At 46.1% G+C, this 21467-nt stretch carries 22 protein-coding genes; 10 read left to right on the forward strand and 12 right to left on the reverse strand.

The features are described from left to right. Positions 1–225: 225 nt before the first annotated feature. Positions 226–2142 carry a peptidase U32 family protein gene (locus K5Q99_RS17920; protein WP_220777643.1) on the reverse strand — a complete coding sequence of 639 codons (1917 nt, stop codon included), beginning with the start codon at positions 2140–2142 and terminating at the stop codon, positions 226–228. A gap of 216 nt (positions 2143–2358) precedes the next feature. Here K5Q99_RS17920 and rluA point away from each other — a divergent pair, with 216 nt between their 5' ends. Together rluA and asnC are read left to right on the forward strand one after the other, a co-directional pair. Then, the gene (gene rluA, locus K5Q99_RS17925) at positions 2359–3036 is read left to right on the forward strand and encodes a bifunctional tRNA pseudouridine(32) synthase/23S rRNA pseudouridine(746) synthase RluA (protein ID WP_220777644.1); all 678 of its coding nucleotides are present in this window, start codon (positions 2359–2361) and stop codon (positions 3034–3036) included. A 95-nt stretch (positions 3037–3131) separates the two neighbouring features. After that, the gene (asnC, locus tag K5Q99_RS17930) at positions 3132–3593 is read left to right on the forward strand and encodes a transcriptional regulator AsnC (protein ID WP_006080290.1); all 462 of its coding nucleotides are present in this window, start codon (positions 3132–3134) and stop codon (positions 3591–3593) included. 186 nt (positions 3594–3779) lie between these two features. Here asnC and K5Q99_RS17935 read toward each other — a convergent pair whose 3' ends face one another. The 9 genes from K5Q99_RS17935 to K5Q99_RS17975 all read right to left on the reverse strand — a co-directional run bounded on the left by K5Q99_RS17935 (position 3780) and on the right by K5Q99_RS17975 (position 12154). After that, positions 3780–4550 (reverse strand): ABC transporter permease, encoded by a 771-nt coding sequence (locus tag K5Q99_RS17935; RefSeq protein WP_106651559.1) that lies wholly within the window; start codon positions 4548–4550, stop codon positions 3780–3782. Beyond that, entirely contained in the window at positions 4547–5485 is a 939-nt protein-coding gene (locus tag K5Q99_RS17940) for an ABC transporter ATP-binding protein (RefSeq protein ID WP_220777645.1), read from the reverse strand. Before K5Q99_RS17940 ends, K5Q99_RS17935 begins: the two co-directional genes overlap by 4 nt. A gap of 218 nt (positions 5486–5703) precedes the next feature. Next, positions 5704–6234: a hypoxanthine phosphoribosyltransferase gene (hpt, locus tag K5Q99_RS17945; protein ID WP_011845844.1), complete on the reverse strand. Its 531-nt coding sequence runs from the start codon at positions 6232–6234 to the stop codon at positions 5704–5706. Between the two features lie 7 nt (positions 6235–6241). Further along, the gene (locus tag K5Q99_RS17950) at positions 6242–6901 is read right to left on the reverse strand and encodes a flavin prenyltransferase UbiX (RefSeq protein WP_220777646.1); all 660 of its coding nucleotides are present in this window, start codon (positions 6899–6901) and stop codon (positions 6242–6244) included. 1 nt (position 6902) lies between these two features. Beyond that, positions 6903–8294, reverse strand: a complete 1392-nt coding sequence (gene mpl, locus K5Q99_RS17955) for a UDP-N-acetylmuramate:L-alanyl-gamma-D-glutamyl-meso-diaminopimelate ligase (protein WP_220777647.1) — start codon at positions 8292–8294, stop codon at positions 6903–6905. Between the two features lie 239 nt (positions 8295–8533). Beyond that, positions 8534–9172, reverse strand: coding sequence for a hypothetical protein (locus tag K5Q99_RS17960; protein WP_220777656.1), 639 nt, complete (start codon positions 9170–9172; stop codon positions 8534–8536). Between the two features lie 169 nt (positions 9173–9341). Further along, the gene (locus tag K5Q99_RS17965; protein WP_220777648.1) at positions 9342–10208 is read right to left on the reverse strand and encodes a sterol desaturase family protein; all 867 of its coding nucleotides are present in this window, start codon (positions 10206–10208) and stop codon (positions 9342–9344) included. A gap of 128 nt (positions 10209–10336) precedes the next feature. Continuing rightward, positions 10337–11368 carry a DUF2804 domain-containing protein gene (locus K5Q99_RS17970; protein WP_220777649.1) on the reverse strand — a complete coding sequence of 344 codons (1032 nt, stop codon included), beginning with the start codon at positions 11366–11368 and terminating at the stop codon, positions 10337–10339. A 222-nt stretch (positions 11369–11590) separates the two neighbouring features. Then, on the reverse strand, positions 11591–12154 hold the full coding sequence (locus K5Q99_RS17975; protein WP_107949071.1) for a porin family protein: 564 nt from the start codon (positions 12152–12154) through the stop codon (positions 11591–11593). A gap of 146 nt (positions 12155–12300) precedes the next feature. Here K5Q99_RS17975 and K5Q99_RS17980 point away from each other — a divergent pair, with 146 nt between their 5' ends. The 4 genes from K5Q99_RS17980 (at position 12301) to K5Q99_RS17995 (ending at position 15607) form a co-directional block, all read left to right on the forward strand. Beyond that, complete coding sequence (locus K5Q99_RS17980) at positions 12301–12867, forward strand: YajG family lipoprotein (RefSeq protein ID WP_107949073.1); 567 nt, start codon at positions 12301–12303, stop codon at positions 12865–12867. 29 nt (positions 12868–12896) lie between these two features. Further along, entirely contained in the window at positions 12897–13481 is a 585-nt protein-coding gene (locus K5Q99_RS17985; RefSeq protein WP_028761870.1) for a peptidylprolyl isomerase, read from the forward strand. A 73-nt stretch (positions 13482–13554) separates the two neighbouring features. Further along, the gene (locus K5Q99_RS17990; protein WP_006080276.1) at positions 13555–13875 is read left to right on the forward strand and encodes a hypothetical protein; all 321 of its coding nucleotides are present in this window, start codon (positions 13555–13557) and stop codon (positions 13873–13875) included. 316 nt (positions 13876–14191) lie between these two features. After that, positions 14192–15607, forward strand: a complete 1416-nt coding sequence (locus K5Q99_RS17995; RefSeq protein ID WP_220777650.1) for an AmpG family muropeptide MFS transporter — start codon at positions 14192–14194, stop codon at positions 15605–15607. Positions 15608–15727: 120 nt separating this feature from the next. Here the strand turns inward: K5Q99_RS17995 and K5Q99_RS18000 are convergent, their stop codons facing one another. Beyond that, entirely contained in the window at positions 15728–16213 is a 486-nt protein-coding gene (locus tag K5Q99_RS18000; protein WP_006080274.1) for a YajQ family cyclic di-GMP-binding protein, read from the reverse strand. A 154-nt stretch (positions 16214–16367) separates the two neighbouring features. Between K5Q99_RS18000 and K5Q99_RS18005 the strand changes: the two genes are divergently transcribed. From K5Q99_RS18005 to K5Q99_RS18020, 4 genes are all read left to right on the forward strand, one after another. Further along, positions 16368–16730 (forward strand): VanZ family protein, encoded by a 363-nt coding sequence (locus K5Q99_RS18005; RefSeq protein ID WP_220777651.1) that lies wholly within the window; start codon positions 16368–16370, stop codon positions 16728–16730. A gap of 49 nt (positions 16731–16779) precedes the next feature. Then, positions 16780–17715 carry a ketopantoate reductase family protein gene (locus K5Q99_RS18010; RefSeq protein ID WP_220777652.1) on the forward strand — a complete coding sequence of 312 codons (936 nt, stop codon included), beginning with the start codon at positions 16780–16782 and terminating at the stop codon, positions 17713–17715. Between the two features lie 351 nt (positions 17716–18066). Next, entirely contained in the window at positions 18067–18405 is a 339-nt protein-coding gene (locus tag K5Q99_RS18015; RefSeq protein WP_220777653.1) for a P-II family nitrogen regulator, read from the forward strand. Continuing rightward, the gene (locus K5Q99_RS18020) at positions 18402–19715 is read left to right on the forward strand and encodes an ammonium transporter (protein ID WP_220777654.1); all 1314 of its coding nucleotides are present in this window, start codon (positions 18402–18404) and stop codon (positions 19713–19715) included. The genes K5Q99_RS18015 and K5Q99_RS18020 overlap by 4 nt, the downstream gene beginning before the upstream one ends. 117 nt (positions 19716–19832) lie before the next feature. Here K5Q99_RS18020 and K5Q99_RS18025 read toward each other — a convergent pair whose 3' ends face one another. After that, entirely contained in the window at positions 19833–21353 is a 1521-nt protein-coding gene (locus K5Q99_RS18025) for an EAL domain-containing protein (RefSeq protein ID WP_220777655.1), read from the reverse strand. Positions 21354–21467: the final 114 nt, after the last annotated feature.

Here is a 21467-nt window from a genome sequence, read left to right on the forward strand (position 1 = left end):
ACCGAGTAAACCGTCTAACAGTCCCATTTTAACATCCCTTATTATTGATATTATTTTCAATAAGATATCTGCTGATAACCGAATGTGCAATATTGGGCTTTGATGAAAATATGGGAGTAGCTATGGTGAGGGTAACATAGATATAGGTAGGCAAATTAAGCACGCGGATGCAGGCTGAAGGGGGGTGAGGAGCATTACACTCTGCAATGCTCCAAATGACAGATGTTAAAGGTGTTTCTGGCCTCGCACTTGACGGTTTTCACCGACCACCATCATTTCGCATTTAGGACAGTCAAAGACCAGCTTGAGCACATCGTTACCGATTTCAAGCACCATAGGATCGGCCTTGATACCTGGTACTTCCTTCGGACACAGATTGAAGTTAAAGCGCAGGCAATGCTTAGTGATCATTAATGGCACGTCTTCGGTAACACCATTTTTCTCATAGGTATCTTGAATTTCAATCACGCCGTGGCGTTGATAAAAATCCTTGGCCTTCTCATTGGCTACGTTACCTAAGTAGCTCAAATGCTTAACGGGATAGACTGCATCTTGGTTATGCTTCCACGGCAGTGGACGCACATAACCTTGCACACGGGCAGCCTCTAGAGCGGCCACACCATCACGGCGCAGACCATTGAGAACTGACGCTGGCAAGAACCAAGCTTGGGCCGTATCGATACTAATGCTACGGGCAACAAAGTCAGTACTGCCGAGCTTACCCAGCTGAGTGCGAGTATTTTGTAGGGTCTTGTCGACATCTGTCGCAGGTGTCTTCTCGACCGTTAAATTGACTGTAGCGCTTAGGCCATAGATATCCGTCAAGGTCAGCGCCAGTCCGTCTTCGGTGTCGCTCAACCGTAAATCGACGCCGATAATCCGCTTAGACGATTCTTTCGATAACAGGGCTTCGAAGGCTTGGTTATGGTTACGGTACAAAGTCATGCCGACTTTTAAATCCTTTGGCACCTGCAAAATATGCAGCTTTAAGCCTTCGGCGCGGTTAACTCGCAGACCTTGCAGCTTGTCATCGGATTGTTTTGCCATGGCAAAATTCGCAGGGAAAAACGCTAAGCCATCGCCGTTATTAAACTCATGGATTGAGCTCACTTGGATAAAGTCTTTGCCTATGCTGACCACTTTACCGACTTCTTCACCGATATATTTTGGCGAGCGGAAATCTTTAATGCCTTGGCTACGTTCGTTAACAAAGTAATCTGTGCTGCCACGGTTAAAAGTCTTTTCAGGATCGGGAATAAAAGTATGTTCACAACGGCCGTGGGACGAAGCCTTAAACTCAGGGCGACGCGCCATAATCGCATCCAACTTTTGGCGATAATGCGCGGTGACGTTTTTAACGTAACTTAAATCTTTTAAGCGACCTTCAATCTTAAACGAGCGAATGCCCGCGTCGATGAGCGCTTCGAGGTTTTCGGTTTGGTTATTGTCTTTTAAAGACAATAAGTGTTCATTCTGCGCTAACACATCGCCTTGACGGGTTTTAAGATTGCCCGGCAAGCGGCACATTTGCGAGCATTCGCCGCGGTTAGCACTGCGGTTACTAAAGGAATGACTCAAGTTACACAAACCACTGTAAGCCACACACAGAGCGCCGTGGATAAAGAATTCGAGCTGCATATTCGTATGTGCGGCCACATCACGGATTTGGCTCAAGCCTAATTCACGGGCGAGCACTACCTGAGAAAAACCAACTTGCTCTAAGAACGCCACTTTTTCAGGGCTGCGGTTATCCATTTGGGTACTGGCATGCAGGGCAATCGGCGGCAAATTAAGTTGCAAGACGCCCATATCCTGCACAATCAGCGCATCGGCACCGGCTTCGTACAGTTGCCAAATGAGTTTTTCGGCGTCGGCCAGTTCGTTGTCCATCAAAATGGTATTGAGGGCGACAAATACCTGAGCATGATATTGATGAGCATAAGTACACAGGCGCGCGATATCTTCAACACTGTTACCTGCCGTCGCCCGCGCACCGAATGCGGGCCCCCCAATGTATACCGCATCGGCGCCATGGCGTATGGCTTCGATACCATAGTCAGCATTTTTTGCAGGCGCCAATAACTCAAGGCGGTTATGGACGTGAGAAAGATTCTCGGGAGTGTATATCTCTGGCTGGCTCATGGCTTCAAAGGCTCAACAGGGTCATTAACAAAAAAGAGCGTAATTATAGCAAGAACTCAAATCCAGCTCTATCAGCAAATCATCAACTAATGCGCTTTGCTGCGGCGCTTGAGTTTTCTCAGGAAGCTTAGTCTCACAAGCAATCTTTGGGCGTCACACTTGCACCCTCAAGCCTAGCAGAGTATCTTTGCGGCGCATTGACGAATAGGCCCCATTATGACTGATTTTATATACCAACCACCGACAACCCCTTGGCTCGATATTCTTTATCAAGATAAAGACATTATCGTCATTAACAAACCTTCAGGATTGTTGTCTGTGCCCGGTCGCGACCCAGCTCATTACGACAGTGTCTATGCCCGAGTAAAAGCTGAACACCCCCATTGCCAAATTGTCCACCGCCTCGATATGGCTACCTCAGGCGTGATCGTTCTCGCCCTTATTCGTAGCGCCGAACGTGAATTAAAACGTCAGTTCCACGATAGAGAAACCAGCAAGACCTACTTTGCAAGGGTCGCAGGTCATATCAAAAATGATACGGGTAGTGTTGATTATCCGCTGATCTGCGACTGGCCAAATCGCCCCAAACAGAAAGTCGATCATCTTGTGGGCAAACCGTCGTTGACTCACTACCAAGTAATAAGTCGCGCCAAACGCTCAACGCTGGTGAAACTCACGCCAATCACTGGCCGCTCACACCAATTACGGGTACATATGATGGCGCTCGGTCATCCGATCTTAGGCGATGGTTTTTATGCCGACCCATTAGCCAAATCCTTAGCCCCTCGCCTATTACTGCATGCGGCAGAGCTCACCATCAAACATCCCTACACGGGTGTCAGTATGACTTTTAGCGCAGAAGTGCCTTTTTGTGAGCCTTTGGGCGAACAATGATCACTAAAATCAACTAAGACGGGCAAAATCGGTAGCAATTCCCCATAAAAAAACGTAACTTTATGACAATTCATTACGTTATAGAGAATTTATTTATGGATACCGCATTTCAGCGCGATCAACTCGATAATCATATCCTCGAAGCCTTAATGCAGGATGCCCGCACGCCCTTTGCTGAACTAGCTAAACGCTTTAGCGTGAGCGCGGGCACTATCCATGTTCGGGTAGAAAAAATGAAGCAAGCGGGGATAATCACAGGCGCGCAGATCACAGTAAATCCTAAAGCCTTAGGTTATGACGTCTGCTGTTTTATCGGTATCAACCTTAAAAGTGCTGGCGATTATCCTGCCGCCATAGCCAAACTCAACGCCCTCGAAGAAGTCGTCGAAGCCTATTACACCACAGGCAACTACAGTATTTTCGTAAAGGTAATGTGCCAATCCATCGATGGTTTACAGCATGTACTCATCAATCGCATTCAATCTATCGATGAAATCCAGTCAACAGAAACCTTAATCAGCCTACAAAACCCAATAGTCAGAGCGGTTAAGCCTTAAATAAAATCATCCTTAAAGCCAACAACAGAAATATATTCCAATGCTGAATTGATTCATTTTCATCGGCAACCACTAAAAATATCCTATTGCGACCTCAGCATATGCACTATTAAGTCCTCGGACATAAAAAGGAGCCTTTGGGCTCCATTCTTATCTTATACAGTTGCTCTATAAACACATTGCATACTACGAACGTAACCCAATTCCCCGTGAAACTAGATAATACGCTAAGGTCCATAGGGCGACACAGAAACCGATCATAATGGCAATGGATAGTGGTACGCTGATGTCGGCGAAACCTAAAAAACCATAGCGGAACACGTTGATCATATAGACCACAGGGTTGAGTGCCGACACGCCTTGCCAAAATGGGGGCAAGAGTGACAGGGAGTAAAATACGCCGCCAAGATAGGTTAATGGAGTAAGCACAAAGGTCGGGATAATACTGATATCGTCGAAACTTTTAGCAAAAACAGCGTTAATCAAGCCGCCTAAGGAGAATAGCACTGAGGTTAAAAATACCGTCATGACCACTAAACCGGCATGATGCAAGCTAATGTCGACGAAGAACATGGCCACAAGCGTCACTATTAGGCCGACACATAAACCGCGCGCCACACCGCCGCCAACGTAGCCTGCAATCAACACATAATGGGGCACAGGTGCCACCATCAACTCTTCCAAATTGCGTTGAAACTTGGCACTGTAAAATGAGCTAGCAACATTCGAGTAAGAGTTGGTGATCACCGACATCATGATCAAACCTGGGGCGATAAACTCCATATAAGATACGCCGCCCATCTCTCCAATTCGGCTGCCGACTAAGTTACCAAAAATCAAAAAATACAAGGTCATGGTAATCGCTGGCGGGACTAAGGTCTGGACCCAAATTCGCGTAAAACGATTGATTTCTTTGCTTAAGATGCTTTTAAAGGCAATAAAGTAGAGCTTATTCATGCTGAGGCTCCCTGAGTTTTCTTCACCAATTCGACGAAGAGTTCTTCTAAACGATTAGACTTGTTGCGCATCGATAGCACTTCTATATTGGCCGCACTTAATTGGCTAAAGACATCGTTGAGATTATGCTCTTTCACCACATCCACCTCTAAAGTATGAGGGTCGGTTAAGCGGCAAGTCATGCCATCGAGTACGGGTGCAGTAGCTGTATCCCTACGCAAATCAAGAATAAACGTCTCCATATTCAGCTTACTCAGTAGCGCCTTCATGCTAGTGCATTCCACTAAAATACCTTTATCAATAATGCCGATATTACGGCAAAGCATTTCCGCTTCTTCGAGGTAATGGGTCGTTAGGATGATCGTCACGCCCTGCTGATTAATTTGTTTGAGAAACTCCCACATAGAGCGGCGTAGTTCAATATCCACACCTGCGGTAGGTTCATCTAAAATCAATAATTTAGGTTCGTGCATCAGGGCGCGAGCAATCATTAACCGTCGCTTCATGCCACCAGATAATTCCCGCGAAGGGCTATTGCGCTTTTCCCACAAATCCAGTTGGCTTAAATATTTTTTGGCACGCTCAAGGGCGATAGGTTTTGGCACACCATAGTAACCCGCTTGATTCACCACAATTTGCAGCACGGTTTCGAACTGGTTGAAGTTAAACTCTTGTGGTACTAAACCAATGCAGAGCTTGGCGTGTTCTAGCTGCTTATCAATATCATAATCAAAGACTTTGACCGTACCTGAACTCTTCTGCACTAAGGAGCTAATAATACCAATCGTGGTGGATTTACCCGCACCATTGGGGCCGAGCAAGGCAAAGAAGTCCCCTTGATTGACGGTGAGGCTGATGCCTTTGACCGCTTCGACGCCGCCTTTATAGGTTTTTTTAAGCCCTTCGAGTACCAGAGCATGGGTAATATTTGCCATATTTGTACCGATCCTTACACATTAGAAAGTAATAAGATGGTGCTAAAAAACACAATTACAATGATGGGCTGCAGAACTAAGGCAAAAAACTAGCTAATCGATTGAAAAACCACAATTTAATGGTGCAATTATTTATACGAATCTTTTAGATAACGGCGATATAACCGCAAAAAGCAAAACTCCCGCCTGTTGCGGGAGTTTTAAACGGTAGCGGACACTTAATCGAGTGGCACGACTTTGGCGATGTAAGGCAGATTGCGGTACTGCTCCGCATAATCGATACCATAACCCACGATAAACTCATCAGGGATAGTGAAACCGATAAAATCGACCTTAACATCCACTTCGCGACGTTCAGGTTTATCCAGCAGGGTGCACAGTGCAAGGCTCTTAGGCTCGCGCAGTAACAGCATCTCGCGCACTTTGCTTAAGGTGTTACCTGAGTCAATCAAGTCTTCCACAATCAATACATCGCGACCGGCGATATCTGATTGCACATCTTTCAGCACTTTCACATCCCGTGAGCTGGTCATAGCATTGCCATAACTGGAAACCGACATAAAATCGATTTCAACATGGCCTTTAATTCGGCGACACAGGTCAGCCATAAAGACCACTGAGCCTTTTAACAAGCCTACCATCAGCAGACGTTCGCTGTGGGCATAATGGGCATTGATTAGCTCGGCCATTTGATCCAATTTCTGGCTTATCTCTTCTGCAGAGATCATCACTTCGGTGGTGTGTTTCATATAAGTCTCAATTGTCGAGGTCGCGGTTAGACTGTTTGTCATAACCCCAGCGACTCGTTAATGCATGGTCAACGCCCAAATGATCGAGAATTCGAGCGACCATGAAGTCTACCAGATCTTCAACCAATTTGGGATTATGATAAAAGCCGGGCGCGGCGGGCATAATGGTCGCGCCGAGGCGAGAAAGGCTCAACATATGCTCTAAGTGTATGGCACTAAAAGGAGTTTCCCTCGGCACTAGAATAAGTTGACCGCGCTCTTTAATCACCACATCGGCGGCGCGTTCAAGTAAATTATTACTCATTCCTGTAGCCACAGCCGCTAACGTCCCCGTTGAGCAAGGGCAAATCACCATTTGCTTAGGTGCGGCGCTGCCCGATGCGGGCGGTGAAAACCACTCATCTTTGCCTAATACCACTAACTCGCCAGTAATAATTACGCCTTTTTCGTGCAATAAAGCCAACAGTTGAGCATGGGCTTTGTCGCTGTTAGCGCTTAACTGCAAGCCGTGTTCAGTCGCTAATACTACCCGAGCGGCACTGGAGATCATCAAAAACACTTGATAACCCGATACCAATAGACACTCGAGTAACTTAAGCCCATAGGGTGCACCCGAGGCACCTGTCCAAGCTAAGCTAATCGCTTTTGTCGACTTTGTGTAGCTCATCTTAAACCTGCTCTGCAGTTGAACGTAGCTCTAATGCGGCCAGTAACTTCTTATGTAACCCGCCAAAGCCACCGTTACTCATCACCACTATGGTGTCGCCCGCCTTGGACGTTGCCACCACTTTGGCGACCACATCATCAATTTGATGTAACACAGTAACAGGGATCACCGCCGCTTCCATGGCTTCTTTCATATTCCAGTCGATGGTATCGGCTTGATATAAAAAGGCTTCGTCGGCTTGCATCATAGAAAAAGCTAAAGTGTCCTTATGGACACCGCTCTTCATAGTGTTTGAGCGCGGCTCGAGTACTACAGTAATCTTGCTCTGACCGACCTTAGCCCGCATGCCTTTTAAGGTGGTCGCAATCGCCGTTGGGTGGTGAGCGAAATCATCATATACGCTCACGCCATTAACGGTTCCGAGTAATTCGAGTCGACGTTTAGGTGGCATAAACTTAGCTAAGGCTTCAATTGCAGCATTCGGCTTAACCCCCACGTGACGCGCGGCAGCAATCGCCATTATGGCGTTTTCAATATTGTGTTGACCAATCAAATCCCATTCGAGAATCCCTTGAGACTCACCATCAAAAAACACTTCAAAGCGATGGCAATCATCACTTAAGGCTTTGCCATACCAACCACTGCTCGATTCGGCTAAATGATAGTTTTCTTGCTCGCTCCAGCACCCCATCTCAATCGTTTGCTTAACAGCATGGGAATCGGCGGGCCAAATGATCTTGCCTTCGCCAGGTACAGTGCGAACTAAATGATTAAACTGTTTTTGAATCGCAGCCAGATCGGCAAAAATATCAGCATGATCAAACTCAAGATTGTTGATCACTAAGGTACGCGGATGGTAATGCACGAATTTCGAACGTTTATCGAAAAAGGCACTGTCGTATTCGTCGGCCTCAACCACAAAGAAAGCCGTCTTGCCTAAACGCGCCGACACACCAAAGTTTTGCGGTACGCCACCGATTAAGAAGCCTGGCTCATAACCGCAATCCTCTAAAATCCAGGCTAACATGCTAGATGTCGAGGTTTTACCGTGAGTGCCAGACACAGCCAGCACCCAACGGTCAGGCAAAATATGATCGGCTAAAAACTGCGGGCCAGAGGTATAAGGGATGCCAATGTTTAACACGGCTTCCACGCAAGGATTACCCCGACTCATAGCATTACCAATCACAACTAAGTCAGGATAATGCCCCGCTTCACCCAGCTGGCTAGGATCAAAACCTTGAATAAGCTCAATGCCTTGGTCCTCTAATTGCGTGCTCATTGGAGGATAGACATTGGCATCCGAGCCCGTCACTCTGTGCCCTTTTGCCCTAGCTAATAACGCTAGACCACCCATGAAGGTTCCACAAATTCCTAAAATATGTACGTGCATACCGCTCGCTCTGATGTGTTGAATTCAACGTCATTCTAATGCATCGAGCGACAGATTGGCAGGTAACAATCGGCGAAAAGCCCTGCAATCATCAATGACAGTTTTTTAATCCATGGATTTCACATTCGAGTTGCAGAACTGAGATTTTTAGATAACAGGTCAACTAACACAAGGCCGAAAACTGTCGCAATGCAGGGTACTATACCCAAACAACCTGAAGATGCAGGAAACTCGTATCTTCAGGTTGCTTGGGTATAGCGTAAGTCTCGATAGAGTTGAGCATGCTGAGAGCCGTGACGAGTAAATAAGAATTGACGTAACGCTTCACGTTCTTCGGTTTCGGCCTGAAACTTAACAAAGGCCAAACCTTTCTCACTACGGATAGGCTCAATATCGATACGTAAAGTCTCGCCATTAGGCAATTGTAATTGCAGATCTTTACTGCCTAGCAATTGCTTAAATTGCTGCTGTGATTTAGCGCGAATAGCCATACCAGAACTGGATAACGAGACAACAGACCATTGCTCACCTTGGTCGTGGTCGAATATCCACACGTCATCGGCTTGGGTTAACCGCCAACTGCGTTCCACTCCCGAGGCATCGAGCACTTCAGGCACACCTAAAGTAGGTTGAAACTGTCCAAAGTCATCCACTTTCATCAGTAGCGGAAACCAGAGTTTATAGGGCCCGACTTCGGCCAATAACGTGAGTTTTGCCTTACCCAAAATCGAAGCGATAACTTGCGGCACTTCAGTTGTGACTGTGAGTACATGATTGACTAGGGGATCGTTGGTCAAGGCAGTGCCCACACGAGTCGGCGAAAAAAGTTCACTAAAACAAGCAAGCTCCTCCGCGGATAATCGAGGTTCATCCATCATGATAAGTCCTCCCAAGTTAAATTCCTTATCCCAAAAAGTACCACCAAAGTATGGGGTTGTACATTTTTACACCAAAACAGTGGCAAAAAACGGAATATAGGCTAGCAAGGCTAAATTCAAGACTCTATTAGCCATTTGCGCTATTTAACTTGGAAAATGCAGTGGATTGTTATTCCTCGCTTTTTAAACTGCTGGAAGGCGGAGCAAACAAGATACGTAGTCGTTGTTTAATACTCAAGCCTGCCGCGGTAACCTCAGCAAACATGTCTCGCCATTCGCTAAACGTCACTTTAAGGGGATTAAAACTATTCACAGGCTTAGTGATACCGTAGATCACTGTCTCCACTTCGGGCTCAAAAGTACCAAAAAGCTTGTCCCAAATAATCAACACACCCGCATAGTTTTTATCGATATATTGGGGATTGCGACCGTGGTGCACCCTGTGATGCGATGGAGTATTAAAGACCCATTCCAGCGGTCCGAGTGATTTAACCGCTTGGGTATGCACAAAAAATTGTAATCCCAGATTGAGTAATACCACAAATACCACCCAGTTTGGATCGAAACCTATGACCACCAGCGGTAACCAAAATACCCACATTCCCGCCAATGGATACATTAAACTCTGACGAAAAGCCGTACTAAAATTCATATTCTCAGAGCTATGGTGCACCACGTGAGCCGCCCACATCCAGCGCACTCTGTGGCTCGCCCTGTGGAACCAGTAATAACAAAAGTCCTGCGCAACCATCAAGGCAATAAAGCTTAATGGGCCCATTTCAATATCGAATAACTTCCAACCAAACACCGCCAAATATAACTTAGCGATCAACAAGCCGGTGAGCAGATCAGCGCCTTGATGCATGGCCGCGAGGCTGAAATTACACAGCACTTCTTGGCCGCGATAACGTGCAGTTAACGGTAGCTTTTGTCTTTTATCGCCAAAATACCATTCCAGTAAAATACACACGAAAAACAACGGCGCGAGTACGAGCAGTAACACTTCAGGGTGCTGGATCAGCGAGGCGATATCCATATAAGGTCGTCCTGTTTTCTTGTTGTTTTATGATTATTTTTAGTGTTTTTATATCAATTCTGAGCGAGTGTTATAAACCGCATTCAACGCCACAACGCAGGCAGCTGCGGTCCGTTAGTCGCCGTTAGCTACCAGCGGGCATAATGATCTTCGGCGAGTCCCAGAACATTATTTAACTGGTAACTGTGCCCTTGATTATCGGTAATCGTGCCACTGAAATGACCGATGAATTGGCGGAAATTACTCTTAAGCAAGAGCAAATTACGCTTTTCACTGCGACAATTGCGCGCCGCAAACTGCAAATCCACTTGGCCATTTTGACTGTAAACTCGCCAAACCTCGGCGCCGAGCGTGGCGTGTCGATCAAACTCAAACTGCACTGGTCCGAGTAAATGACGCTCGCCATTAATCCAAAAGACATTTTCAGTTGCGCCGGTTTCATTGACACCCGCCGCTAAATTAAGCCCCATTATGCCCTCATGGATCCGCGCGTTGATCGACGCCCAGCGCCAACTCGTATCGCGGCGCATGTAACCCGCCGAAAAGTCATAGCCAGCTAAAGCGTGATTCAGCGGCTGCGGTTCATGGGCGACAGTCAAACTACCTTTAACCGTCAAACCATTATGCTTTTGTGTGTAAGTCCAGCCGTTGTATCCAGTAGGACTACACATGGCCATAGGCAAACTTAAGGGAGCTGAGTGCAAAGTCACATCGGCTTGAATATTTTTAGTATCAATCATTAACCGCCAACCGCCCTCTACGATCTCAAAACTTAACTGCGCTCCTTTACGGCCAATACGACTTTTACCCTCAGCGGGTGATGGTGTCATCTGATAGCCAAACCTCAAAGGTTTTAGCCAATCAAGCTGAGTGAGTGTGTTGGTTTTAATATCGTATAAGTAGCAAAACGCACTGCCGACGTAGGCAATATCGGCGAGCGCGATGCCTAGGACATAACGCGGTGTGACCAAAGAGACAAACTGAAATTGTTTATAATCGAAATGCTTGGCCCACGCTGAAGCGGGTTTATCCATAGTATCGAAGTAGGCAAAATCCACTAAACCTAAGGTTTTGACTATGCCATCAAAATGGCCGAAATGGGGTAAGCCCTTGGGATTGATCAGGCTATCTGGGGCGATTTGCGTTGCTATCGTTAACATGACTAAGCCTTACAGAAAGGACGCGGGAGCATTTGTGCTCTCTCATTCTAAACATCGAATTTTTACTCTAACCTGTCCCCCTTTGCATTAAAAGAGTGCAAGGCTAAAATGTTGTCACTTTGTTGCGGACGAGTATTCTGTTTACAGCTTTAATATCCAAGGTTCTAAAACGAAAAAAGCGCCAAGGGCGCTTAATTGAGGCTAATTGATAATATTTGCGAGTTAGAATCGATAACTCACGCCAAAGTTGACCCCTTGCAGCTCTAACTCTTTCATTGGCACATATTGGTACTCAAGATTGAGTCCAAAGCCAGAGCGAAAACGATATTGCCAACCCACAGCGCCGTAAAATCCTACATCATCCGAATCCATCTCTTGCTTATCCATCTCATAACTCACTTTGGTATAAGCGGCGCCGAGCTTGGCGTACAGACTATTACCACGAGACAACGCATATTCGCCATAGGCAGTGGTTCTGATACCTTGGTAATGTAAATCTTTGATTTCACTGATACCACTAATAAGTGCACTCGCCACTCCACCCGTCCCCGTTAAATACCCCGCTTCAAAACCAAAATGCTCATTAAGCATAAAGCGATAATACAAGTCACTGGTGAAGGTATCACCTGCATCATATTTACCGCTGTTGGTTTCAAATTCTTGAGTACCGTAGCCTAAACTGCCGCCGAGTATATGGGCAGAATCCCCCGCGAATGCATTGGTGCTAATGATGCTTGACGCCATTGTCAGGCCCACAACAATCGAAATTAACGACAGTTTTGACATGTTTTGCACCTAAAGAAATGAACTAACCCATAGTGAACGCTGGATATTATCACTAAAAGCTGTACTCCAACTGAATCGAGGTGTTCTGTGGCATCAAAAGTGATTTCTGGTATGCTGTAGCCACTTTTACTTGTACGAGAGATCCCATGAAACGGCTATTACTGACTTTGACTTTTCCCCTGCTGTTTGCGGGCTGTGCCAGCCAAAACCCGACTCATATGGCTTTCAGTCCCCAAGTGCCCAATATCAGTCAACAAACGGCGCAATCTGTACCTATCTCTCTTGAAACCGTCGATACGCGCACCGTCGATTATGTTGCTCGTTTTATTGAAGAAGGGACAAAAACACGTTTGGTCGGCCCAAGTGAACCGCCTAAGTTGCTGCTCGATGAAGTGTTCCGCGCAGGCTTTAACCAAGCCGGTTATCAAATCGATCCTAGTGCAACCAATTCAGTGCAAATTCAATTAGAAGAATTGCAAATGGATGTCACTAAAAAGACTTTTGGCTATGAGGCAAAACACAGTGTATTAATCGCAGTGCAAGCCAAAAACTCAACCCAAGAACTGGTTAAACGTTATAAGGCAAAAGGCACCTTGAAGGGCCCTTTAACACCCGATTTTGCGACCTTGGAGCTGGATATGAATAAATTACTCGGCCAACTCACAGGCGAAATTCTCAATGATCCTGAGCTGAATCAGTTTCTACAACAATAACAGCGTCAGTTTATTATAAGGAAATCAATATGCTCCGTTGGATATCAGCCCTCTTACTCATCTTTATGAGTCATCATAGCCTCGCACTCGACATTCAGGCCGATACCTTGTATCCCAGAGTCGAATTTGATACTAGCTTAGGCAAAATAGTGGTCGAGCTAGATAGAACTCGTGCACCAATCACTGTCGATAACTTTTTAACTCATGTCGTTAAAGGCGAATACGACAACACAATATTTCACCGCGTGATCAGTGACTTTGTGGTGCAAGGCGGCGGACTCACCCCCAAGTATGAAGAGCTCCCCGAGGGTAAGCCGATAGTCAACGAATCAGGAAATGGCCTAACAAATAGCATGGGCACTATCGCCATGGCACGTGAAAACGAGCCGCACTCAGCCACTCGTCAGTTCTACTTCAACGTGGCCGACAACACTAAACTCGATCCCTCTAAACGTCGTTGGGGTTATGCGGTATTTGGTGAAGTGATTGAAGGTAAAACCGTCCTCGAAGCTATGGCTGTCGTTGAGACAGGAACTAACACTAAGCTCAATTGGCCCGATGTTCCTGTTACCCCTATCATATTGAAAAAAGCCAAATTATTACCAAAACAGTAATCAAAATATAATTTCGAGCAAAAGCGCTAATTTTGCATCTATACTGTGATAGTAAACAGAAAGGAGGCAAACGATGACGGCAACTGAGTTCATCGATAATAAAGCGCCCCAACTCGCCTTCTATGGAAAAGCGTTTTTGAGTGAAGAACTCGACTTCCATGAAGTGCAACTTTACTTATGGGACACGTTAGAAGAATGGCAGCAACTGAATTCGACTGGCGAAGCGCAAACTGAAACTGAAAAAGTGTTTTGGCACTTGCTCCACAGCTTTAACAGGTGGCCTGACTGTGTGATCCGCGGTAATCAATATCTGCGTAAGCAAGTAAATGATTGCTGTGACTACCTGAGTTTAGGAGGCCGAGTGCCACAGGGATGCGTTGGGATAAGACCTTAAGTTCTGCATGCCTATCAATAGAAAATGGCCCTGTTATCAGGGCCTTTTTATATCGCGTAATTGATTTCTCCCCCTTCATTTTTGTCATCTTTTCTATTCATACAGGCAATCAATCCCGATGATTAATCCTGACGCTTAACGCTGGCGATATAAACCCGCGGCACACGCTTAGCAACAGAAGATTAACGCCAAAGCTATATTCAATCACCAAAATGCGCCAAAACGAGAGCTCAATATAAAAGGAATGCCATTAGCCCTTGAACCCTATGGCACCTTACCCGTAAGCTAGGCGGATTAAATACCTAGACTCATACCTATGTCCGCAACAGGTTTTATTCAACGTACACTCGATGCACTCAGTGTCTATTATCACAAGCGGGTTTTGATCCTGTTATTACTGGGTTTTTCCGCCGGTCTTCCATTGATGCTGGTATTTTCAACGCTATCCTTTTGGTTGCGTGAAGCCGGTGTTGATCGCACTTCAATCGGTTATTTCAGCTGGATAGCCTTAGCCTATGCGTTTAAATGGGCTTGGTCGCCCTTAGTCGATCGACTCTCGCTACCACTGCTAACTCGCTTTCTAGGCCGACGCCGCAGCTGGATGCTGTTCGCTCAGCTGTTATTAGTTGGCGCTATCTTAGGTATGTCATTCAGCGATCCGCTCAAGGATCTCGAACGCTTAGCGCTATTCGCATTAATGGTCGCCTTTGCCTCTGCCACCCAAGATATTGTGATTGATGCCTTTCGAATTGAATCCGCACCTGAAAAGATGCAAGCCGCATTAGCCGCCGCCTATCAAGTGGGTTACCGCAGCGCCATGATAGTCGCCACCGCAGGTGCACTCACGATAGCGGCTTGGGTCGAACCCGGTAACTCAGCATACAACTTAGTGGCCTGGCAAACCTCTTACCTGATTATGGCGGGCTTGATGTCCGTGGGGATTTTGACCACGCTTTTTAGCCGTGAGCCCAAAGTCGATACCCGCGCCGCCGATGCAACCGAACTAGCCTTAAAGCAACGTTTAAGCGCCACTTATCCAAGCGTTATCGCCGCTGGCATGTCTTGGGTTTACACGGCCAGTATTTTGCCTTTTATCGACTTTTTCAAACGCTATGGCCGCAGCGCTATCCTCATCCTATTGCTGATTTCTTGCTACCGGATCTCAGATATTGTGATGGGCATTATGGCGAACGTCTTTTATGTCGATATGGGCTTCACTAAAGAAGAAATTGCCTATTTGAGTAAAATCTATGGCCTAATCATGACCTTAGTCGGCGCAGCCTTTGGCGGTATTTTGTTAGCGCGTTATGGCACGATGAAGATCCTTTTCCTCGGCGCGTTACTGGTGGCGGTAACCAATCTGTTGTTCGCGTGGCAGGCGGTGCTTGGCTACAACGTGCCCTTTTTAACCTTTGCCATTTCCGTGGACAACTTTAGTGCAGGAATCGCCACGGCGGCCTTTATCGCCTATCTATCGAGTCTCACCAGCAGCGGCTACAGTGCGACGCAATATGCTTTACTGTCGTCGATTATGTTGCTGTTCCCTAAGTTTATCGCGGGCTTTTCGGGGGCTTATGTCGACGCATTTGGCTATGTGAACTTCTTTGTCGCCGCCAGTGTGATTGGGTTTCCTGTGTTGTTTTTGGTTATCTTAGTCAATAAATATGCGCCGCACCCCAGCAAATCGTTAACTGATGGTACGTCAAAAGAAACAGCAGCAAACTCGGATTAAAATCTTAAAACACTTACGATATCAATAAAAAAAGCCCTCACACCTTAGTGTGAGGGCTGTTACATTTAAAGACGAAATGGCAAACGCGATACTGCATCACGTTAAAGCAATTTTGCTCGATTAATCTTTAAAGTTATCAAATTGGAAGGGCTGGCCTAACTCAGACTCGCGTGCCAATGCCATGACAGCTTGTAAATCATCACGTTTTTTACCTGTAACTCGTACTTTTTCGCCCTGAATAGACGCTTGTACTTTAAGTTTGCTGTCTTTAATTAGCTTGACCAGTTTTTTAGCGATTAAGGTTTCGATACCTTCTTTAAACTTCACTTTGAGGGAGAAGGTTTTACCGCTGTGGATGGCTTTCTCATCGACTTCCATCGAAGACGGATCCACATTACGTTTGCTCAGTTGCATACGTAAAATGTCCACTAATTGTTGGCATTGGAAGTCATCTTCAGCGGTTAACGTGACCACATGGTCCTTATATTCCACGTCAGCCGTTTTACCGCGAAAATCGAAACGGGTCGCCAGCTCACGTTTGGTATTATCAACCGCATTACGCAGTTCAACTTCATTCACTTCTGACACAATATCCATTGAAGGCATAGTTTTTATGTCCCATATCAAATTAATATGCAGCTAGTTTACCCACACACAGGCCTAAGTTGAAGGCAAAGCCTAGAATAAAGCGTAATCATGGATGACTTTAGTGGTGGATTTTCCTATCATTGGGCCACTCTAAGCTAATGCAAACATATTTGTGATAACTAAAAATACCCTATTTAAGCTGGCTTTAGCCGTCGCCTTTGTCGTGATCAGTTATCTGGTATTTTCCAGACCAACCTATTCGCAAAGTATTCCGAATATCGACAAGGTTGGCCATCTTGGGAGCTTTTTTTGCCTCTCCTATCTCTCCTATCTCGCTTTCAGACCTAAGTGGTATTGGCTATCGCTCACATTGGCAAGCTATGCCGTTTTAATTGAGCTAGTGCAATCGCGTTTACCCTATCGAAGCGCCTCTGTGGCGGATGTTATCGCCGACTTTGCGGGCATAGCGCTGTTCTACTTTTGTAATTGGGCCTATGGCAAATACTTTCGTGCGGCTCAGTTGCGGGAAGATTAGTTCTAACGCAATACATGGGCGCTGATACAGAAATCTTAAGGCTGCGAATATGACTCATGCTGTGGATATTGCCATTTTAGGTGCAGGTGCTGTTGGACAACTGATCTGTCGCCAATTGACCGTAGCGGGCATGAATGTCGGTTTTATCGGCCGTAGTGCCCTCGAAGCTAGCCAGCAAGTACTGAGTTTCACCCCATTAGCGTCTGCAGATGACCATCAACAGATACAAGCTATCCCGTATTCGGTGCCTATCTTAACTGCCGATGCGCTCGACAATATCCGTCTGGTGATTGTCTGCGTTAAAGCCTATCAAGTGCTTGATGCGCTTTCTCCCTTACTCAAGCAACTGCCTAATCAATGTCATATTTTGTTATTACACAATGGCATGGGACCTCATTTAGCACTGGCACCGCTCATTGATACACAAACTAATGGCAGAGGGCTAAGCTTAGGGACAACGTCCCAAGGGGTGTTACGCCAAGCCGCTTGGCAGATTAAGCAAACCGGACAAGGGCTAACTCAGCTGGGGCATTTCACAGGCGAAGAGCTGACAGAGCATTATCGCAACGCTTTGCTGGCGGCCATTCCGAACAGTGAATGGGTCGATGCGATTGTGCCTTGCCTGTGGCAAAAACTTGCAGTCAATGCCGCCATTAATCCGCTCACTGCGCTATATCAATGCCCAAATGGCATACTGGCTGAGCCAGATTTTAGTGGCATGATAAATAGTATTCTCGATGAGTTGATCATGGTTGCCGCACATGATGGTGTGTCGCTTGATAAATCATTTTTGCACGATAGGGTCTACCAAGTGATCCGTCTCACTGCGGGGAACTTCTCTTCGATGCACCAAGATATTGCGCATCAAAGGCGAACCGAGATTGACCAAATTAACGGCTATATCTGTGATCGCGCACAAGCGCACGGTTTAAGTGCGCCAGTCAATGCCGAGCTCAGGGTGCGAGTCAAACAGTTAGCCGTTTAAGCGATGAAAACTTGCCTAGTCAACCTAAACTTAATCTGCTGTTTAATAAAAGTAATCTGTAAATCACGCGTTAATTTCTCACATTCATACAGCACATTAAAACGCTGACTCCCCTCGCTTTATATCCACTCGACACTATCTGCACTGATACTTGTCAGCGACACTTAACTTGCACCAATAAAACGCACCAATTCAGGGCGATTAAATTCTGCCTTGCACCGTTTTGCATCAATCTTTCATGCAATTTCGGTGCGACTGAATGTTAACACAATGATAATAAATGCTTTGTTTATATGGCCTGATTCCTGCTTTATTCCAATAAATTGAGCCTGAAGTTTGTTGGAGAGAAAATTGAAACTGGTCACTGCAATCATTAAACCGTTCAAATTAGACGATGTACGTGAAGCCTTAACGCAGCTGAACGTCCATGGCATGACTGTTACTGAAGTGCGCGGCTTTGGCCGTCAAAAGGGCCATACTGAGTTATATCGTGGCGCCGAATACGCAGTGGACTTTTTACCTAAGATGAAGCTCGAAGTCGCCATTCACTCAGATCAAGAAGAAGCCGTCATCGAAGCCATTATTGCCGCTGCCCATACGGGCAAAGTCGGCGATGGCAAAATTTTTGTGACCGAACTCCAACAAGTCGTGCGCATTCGCACTTCAGAAGAAGGAGTGAACGCCCTATGATGCTAGCGAACTTCAGACTCAGTTTTAAATATCTATTGATATTATTCAGTATGTTGGCGACCAATGCTGTCGCCGATGAGGGTCAATTCAGCGCCGCAAATACTGCGTGGATCTTAAGCTCATCCGCGCTGGTGTTGCTGATGACCTTACCCGGATTAGCCTTGTTTTATGGCGGCTTAGTGCGCAGCAAGAACGTGCTCTCGATCTTGATGCAATGCTTCTCGATCGCCGCCCTTGCCTCCGTTTTATGGTTTGCCATAGGTTATTCACTCGCCTTCGATATGGGCAATGGATTTATCGGTGGCTTAGGTAAAGTATTACTGTCGGGCATTGGCCGAGATAGTCTCAGCGGGGATATTCCTGAGCCCCTGTTTATGCTATTTCAAATGACCTTTGCCATTATAACGCCAGCATTGATCATCGGTGGCTTTGCCGAGCGAATGAAATTTTCGGCCGTGCTCATCTTTTCAGGGGCTTGGTTATTATTGGTTTATGCGCCGATCACCCACTGGGTGTGGGGCGGTGGCTGGTTAGCCCAGCTAGGACTGTATGATTTCGCGGGCGGAACCGTAGTGCATATTACCGCCGGGGTTGCAGCGCTCGTGGCCGCTAAAGTGCTAGGTCCGCGCAAGGGATTTTTAAACTCAGCGATTATGCCACACAACCTCACCATGACAGTCACAGGTGCGGGCATGCTGTGGGTCGGTTGGTTCGGTTTTAATGGTGGTAGCGCGCTTGGCGCCAATGGCACTGCAGCCATGGCGATTCTAGCAACTCATCTAGCCGCCTCTATGGGCGCGATGACTTGGGCAGCAATTGAGTGGATTAAATTTGGCAAACCCAGCGCCCTTGGCATAGTCACTGGCATGGTAGCAGGCTTAGGCACTATCACTCCGGCGTCTGGTTATGTTGGCCCTGCGGGTGCCTTAGTGATTGGTTTACTCGGCGGGATCGTGTGTTTTTACTCAACGGTCTATATCAAACAGAAACTAAAGATCGATGACTCCTTAGACGTTTTCCCCGTGCACGGGGTCGGCGGCATTCTCGGAACCCTTTTAGCCGGCGTGTTTAGCTCGACCCAATTAGGCGTCTTCAGCGGCTACGGTTTTGCGGCCGTGAACGAAACCATGATAGACCAACTTGGGGTACAGATTATCGGGGTCGCGGCAACATTCACTTATACAGCAGTCGTCACTTGGTTACTATTTGTGATAATCCGCAAGCTACTCGGCGGCCTGCGTGTCAGCACTGAGCAAGAAGTAAACGGCTTAGATTTATCGGAACACGAAGAAACTGGTTATAGTCTTTAAATGCTATAGTCTTTAAGCGCTATAGTCTTTAAACGCTTTAGGCTACAACTTGAGCTATAACGCCTAGTCAGCAATAAGGGCACCTAAGTGCCCTTATTGCTGACTAGTTTGATGATGCTAACGTTTAAAATGCTCGACTAACCATAACTTTAAATCAGCCAGCTTCATCGGCTTAGCAAAAAGATATCCTTGTAAAAAATGCACTTGGCGACTGGTTAAATAATCCACCTGCTCCTGCGTCTCAACCCCTTCTGCCACCACGACATAATTCATCTTATGGGAAAGTTCAATAATAGTATCAAGCACGTGGGAAGTGACAGAATCTTGTCCTATGGTATCGATAAAACATTTATCAATTTTCAGATAGTCTAACGGCATCGTTTGCAGCAGGGATAAAGTGGTTTGCCCAGTACCAAAATCATCGATGGCCACTAGAATCCCCAACTGGCGTAAGCTTTCAATGCGCTGGCAAATATCCGGCGTTAATAATTGCCGTTCGGTGATTTCAATCAAAGGCTTAACGCCAATGCGTTCCAGTGAATCCCGCAAATGAATAAATTTCGACTCAATATCATCCTGCGTAAAGTGTTCTGGCGCCACGTTAAACGCAATTCTAAAACCCGGTTCGACCTTCATATCGGCAAAATCTTTTAATGCCCGCTCAAAGATATAGTTAGTCAATGGGACGATTAACTTGCCCTCTTCGGCAATGGGTATAAACAAATCAGGCCGCACTAAGCCCATTTGAGGATGCTGCCAACGCACTAAAGCTTCAACGCCTTTGGCCTTACCGTCCTCGGCACAAATCACTGGCTGATAAACTAAGAAAAACTCTTCGTTTTCTATCCCACTGCGAATGTCATCGGCGAGGGAATGACGAGTAACCCTTGAATAGAGCACAAATAGGATAGTCCCCGTAATCAAGCCTATACTAACGGGCAAAGAGATGGCCAAAAATATCCAAAAGAAATGCCAGAAAAATGCAGGCGACATTTCTAGTAACACTGAAAAATTGTGCTTATCAGAATCGAGCGTCATCACCTCATTTTTCATAAATCCGAGTGACTCTGGAATCGTTTTACCATTGATTGCTAAAGCAACATTCACAACAGCGCTAGGGAACACATCGGGCTGTACAAAGGAGTCGACTAAATATTTCCCTTCAATAATCACAGCGGCGCCGTGCTGAGATATCGGTTCCCAGTTTGATGCCACTATCGCTGGCACCTCAGGCATAAAAGGCGTGCCGCCAATAATAAACTGGTTAGGTATTTCAAGATTTTCAGTGGCACTGACTATGCCTAAAGGTACGTCAATATCACCTGTTTTAGATGAGCAATAAACACGTTGTGAATCAAATATTAAAGCAGAGCGGAAGTAAGGTTGGAACAACATATAGTTGTATAACTCTTGGCACTCAGAATCCTTCAATGCCAATGCATAATGGCTGATTTCATCGGCATGAGAGATTAAAGTATCAATGTGACCAACATAAATCGCCCCCACACCTTTGACTTTATCTTCCACATAATACTGCGCAGAGAGATAACTTGCGATCACAGCAATCCCAATGGGAAACAATATCACTGCCAGCCATTGCCACAATGGCAAATTTAATTTTGCTATTTTTCTTCGCATAGTTCTCTGTTTTGTTCCTTAACTCCCACAGCACTCGGTTAAAAAGGATATCAAAATCTAAGCTGCAAGACGTGTATATGTTTGTATCTCAGTTCATGTCAGCTTGATATAAAC

The sequence above is a fragment of the Shewanella hafniensis genome (assembly GCF_019655335.1).
Classification (GTDB): Bacteria; Pseudomonadota; Gammaproteobacteria; order Enterobacterales; family Shewanellaceae; genus Shewanella; species Shewanella hafniensis.